Source organism: Methylobacterium sp. WL116, assembly GCF_008039455.1.
Classification (GTDB): Bacteria; Pseudomonadota; Alphaproteobacteria; order Rhizobiales; family Beijerinckiaceae; genus Methylobacterium.
Genome location: NZ_VRUV01000457.1, coordinates 1 through 3668, shown reverse-complemented (window position 1 = coordinate 3668; position 3668 = coordinate 1). Strand labels below are relative to the sequence as shown.

General features: G+C 71.0%; 3 protein-coding genes. 1 reads left to right on the top strand and 2 read right to left on the bottom strand.

Annotation, left to right across the window (positions count from 1 at the left end; genetic code table 11):
• Positions 1–40: 40 nt before the first annotated feature.
• On the bottom strand, positions 41–1015 hold the full coding sequence (locus FV223_RS22645; RefSeq protein ID WP_147729103.1) for an ABC transporter permease: 975 nt from the start codon (positions 1013–1015) through the stop codon (positions 41–43).
• Between the two features lie 253 nt (positions 1016–1268).
• Positions 1269–2930, bottom strand: coding sequence for an ABC transporter substrate-binding protein (locus FV223_RS22640; RefSeq protein ID WP_147729102.1), 1662 nt, complete (start codon positions 2928–2930; stop codon positions 1269–1271).
• A 312-nt stretch (positions 2931–3242) separates the two neighbouring features.
• Between FV223_RS22640 and FV223_RS22635 the strand changes: the two genes are divergently transcribed.
• The gene (locus FV223_RS22635) at positions 3243–3497 is read left to right on the top strand and encodes a hypothetical protein (protein WP_147729101.1); all 255 of its coding nucleotides are present in this window, start codon (positions 3243–3245) and stop codon (positions 3495–3497) included.
• Positions 3498–3668: the final 171 nt, after the last annotated feature.

Sequence of the window (3668 nt, the reverse complement as noted above, 5' to 3'; positions counted from 1 at the left end):
GCGGGCGGCCCGCCGGCCGCGGGGAGCGTCTCGCCCGTGCTCACGCGGCCTCCGACAGGCGGACCCGCGGGTCGAGGGCGGCGTAGATCAGGTCGACGATCAGGTTGATGGCCACGAACAGGCACACGGTCAGCATCAGGTAGGCGACGATGACCGGGCGATCGAGCCGGTTGATCGAGTCGATCAGGAGCTTGCCGATGCCGGGCCAGGCGAACACCGTCTCGGTGACGACGGCGAAGGCGATCATCGAGCCGAGCTCGAGGCCGATCACGGTGACCACCGGAAGCAGGATGTTCTTCAGGACGTGCACGCCGACGATGCGGGCCGGCGACAGCCCCTTGGCGCGGGCGAAACGCACGTAGTCCTGCAGCATCGCCTCGCGGGTGCCGGCGCGCGCCAGCCGGATCACCACCGCGAGCTTGAACAACGCCAGGTTCACCGCCGGCAGCACGAGGTGGCGCAGGCCGTCGAGCGTCAGGAGCCCGGTCTCGATGCCGAGCACGTTGACGGTCTCGCCGCGGCCGCCGGCCGGAAACCAGCCGAGCGTCACGGCGAAGACCAGCACCAGCATCAGGCCCTGCCAGAAGTTCGGCAGCGAGAACGCCAGGATCGAGCCGGTCATGATCGTCCGGCCGCTGCCCGAGCTCGGCTTGAGGCCGGCCCAGAGCCCGAGCGGCAGGCCGACCGCGACCGCGAGCACCAGGGCGGTGAGCGCCAGCTCCAGCGTCGCCGGCAGGCGCTGCAGGATCACCGACAGGGCGGGCTCGTTGTAGACGAACGAGCGCCCGAGATCCCCGTGCAGCGCGCGCCAGGCGAAGGTGCCGAACTGCACCGGCAGCGACCGGTCGAGCCCGAGTTGGGCACCGATGGCGGCGCGCTCGTCCGGCGTCGCGTCGGGCGCGGCCAGCATGTCGATCGGATCGGCGATGGCGTAGACGCCGACGAACACCAGCGTCGCCATCGCCGCGACGGTGACGAGCGCCTGGCCGAAGCGCTGGATCAGGTAGGTCAGCATGCAGGTACGCCGCCGAACGGGGCGCGGGTCCCCTCTCCCCGCACGCGGGGAGAGGCCCGGCTGAACCCCGTCGTGCAGCCGGGAAGCGCAGGCGAAGCCGGAGCGATGGTGAGGGGACGCGAACGGACGAGGCTCCGCCGTCGAAGCCCCCTCACCGTCGGCTGCCGCCTCGCCGCGCCGACGACGCGGTCGTCGCAGCCCTCTCCCCGCGTGCGGGGAGAGGGGATGCCCGGCGCCCGGAAATCCCGATCCCTCACTTCACCACCGCGACGTCCATCGCCAGCGTGTACTGGTCGATCCGCGGCGTGTAGCGCAGGCCCTTCACCGTGGCCCAGGGGGTGACCTCGAAGTGGAGCGGGATCAACGGGTAGTCCGCCATGGCGAGCGCGGAGGCCCGGCGCAGCAGGGCGGAGCGCTCATTCTCGTCGAAGGTGCGCATCGCCTCGATGGTGAGGCGGTCGACCTCGCGGTTGCAGTAGCGGCCGCGGTTGGTGAAGCCGCGGCCGGATTCGGGATCGAAGCACAGCAGCAGCGAATTCAGCGAGTTCGACATCTCGCCGGAATCGGCGCCCCAGCCGGCGAGGTAGGCCGAGAACGAGAAGGTGTTGCGCCGGGTGAAGAAGGTCGACGCGGTCGCGGCGTCGAGGCTCGTCTTCACGCCGATCCGGCTCCACATCTGGGCCACCGCCTGCGCGATCTTCTCGTCGTTGATGTAGCGGTCGTTCGGCGTGCCGAGCGTGATCTCGAAGCCGTTCGGGTAGCCGGCCTGGGCCAGGAGGTCCTTAGCCGCCTTCGGATCGTAGGCGACGACGGGGAAGTCCTTGGTCGTGCCGGCCAGCGGGAACGGCAGCAGCTCGCCCGCGCCCTGCGCCACCCCGCCCATCACCCGCTCGACGACGGCCTTGCGGTCGATCGCCTTGGACAAAGCCTCGCGCACGCGCCGGTCGAGCAGCGGGTTCTTGTCCGGCGGCGCAGCCTTGTCGGTGCCGCGGATCGTCGGCGTCTTCCAGCCCGGGCCGTCGAACTGGTCGAGGTGGATGTAGATGATGCGGTTCGACAGGCCCTTGGCGACGGTGAAGCCCGCCGCCTCGATCCGCGGCAGGTCCTGGATCGCCGGGTTCTCGATCAGGTCCGCGTCGCCGGCGAGCAGCGCCGCCACCCGCGGGCCGGTGGAGACGATCGGCTTCATCGTCACCGTGTCGAAGGCGGGCGCCGCGCCCCAGTAGGTCGGGTTCCGGGCCAGCACGACCTGGGTGCCGCGCACGTACTCCTTGAGCGCGTAGGGGCCGGTGCCGACGGCGATCTTCGGGTTGCCGAAATCGGTGGATTTCGGCGGCGTGCCCATGCCGGCGCACCCGCCCTTGGCGAAGGTGACCGGGCCGGGCGCGCCCGAGGCCTTGGCGCTGAGCATGCCGAGCGCGGTGATGTTGGTCGGCAGCAGCGGCAGCGGCTCGGCGGTCCTGATCACCACGGTCAGCGGATCGGGCGCGGTGACGCTCTCGAACGGCCGGACGAAGGTGGCGAAGGAGGAGGGCGAGTTCTCCACCAGCGGGATGCGGCAGAAGGTGTAGATCACGTCGTTGGCGGTGAACGGCGTGCCGTCCGAGAAGGTGACGTTCGGGCGCAGCCTGAACGTCCAGGTATGCGCGTCGTCGGCCGTCCAGGCGAGCGCCAGCGCGGGCAGCACCGTCATCGCGGGGTCGGTGGTGACCAGGCCCTCGAAGATGTGGCGCCGCAGCGCGTTGTTGGGGCCGAGGTTGTGGAAATGCGGGTCGATCGACGTGGCTTCCGCGGCGAGGCCGATGCGCAGGTCGCGCGCCGCGGCGCCCAGCGGCCCGCCCGCGGATGCCAGCGCCCATCCGCACAGGACGGCGCGCGAAAGGGTCCGGCACGGACGGCGGCGCGTCTCGATCATCGACGGTTCCGTGTAGAAGGAGGGGGCACGCGAGGGTGGCGCATCGACGGCGCGAGAGCATTTTCGAGCGAGGCGGCGTCCGGCTCGCGTGAAGACAATGCGATCCCGCACCTGGATAGAGCCTGTTTCGTGATCCATCGATCACGGGACAGGCTCTAGCGTCAATCGTGCCAATCCTCGGGTCGGAGCGTTTTCAGGCGGGGCGGATGCCGTCTCGCGTGTGACGATGCGACCCCACAAGACGTGCGACCCGGTTTCGCGATCCGAGGATCATGGGCCAGGCTCGCGCCACACCGGTCAAGGACACGCGCAATGGGTATGAAGACGACGTTCGTGGTCCAGACCTTCGTGGTCAAGCGCAAGCGCCTGGTGCCCGGCGACCGCGAGGTGGCGCCGACCGAGAGCGGGGCGCTGAAGAAGGCGGAAGCCATGTCCGGGCGGATGCCCGGCACCGCGGCGCTGAAGGTGGTGGCCGACGACGAGACCGGCGAGCTGGAAAGCGCGACGATCCTGGCGAGCTTCGGCGAGGTGCCCGAGGACTTCGCGGAGAGCCTGCAGGGCGGCTGACGGCACCGGGAACGCGAAAGGCGGAGCGGGCCGCCCGGCCCGCTCCGCCTCGATCAGGGTCCGCGCGGCCTTCAGCGGCCGCTGGGCGCCGCGCCGCTGCCGGTGGTGCCGTTGCCGCTGCCGCTGCCGGCGGGCGAGCCCGCGGTGCTGGTCGAGGGGCCGCCGCTGGCG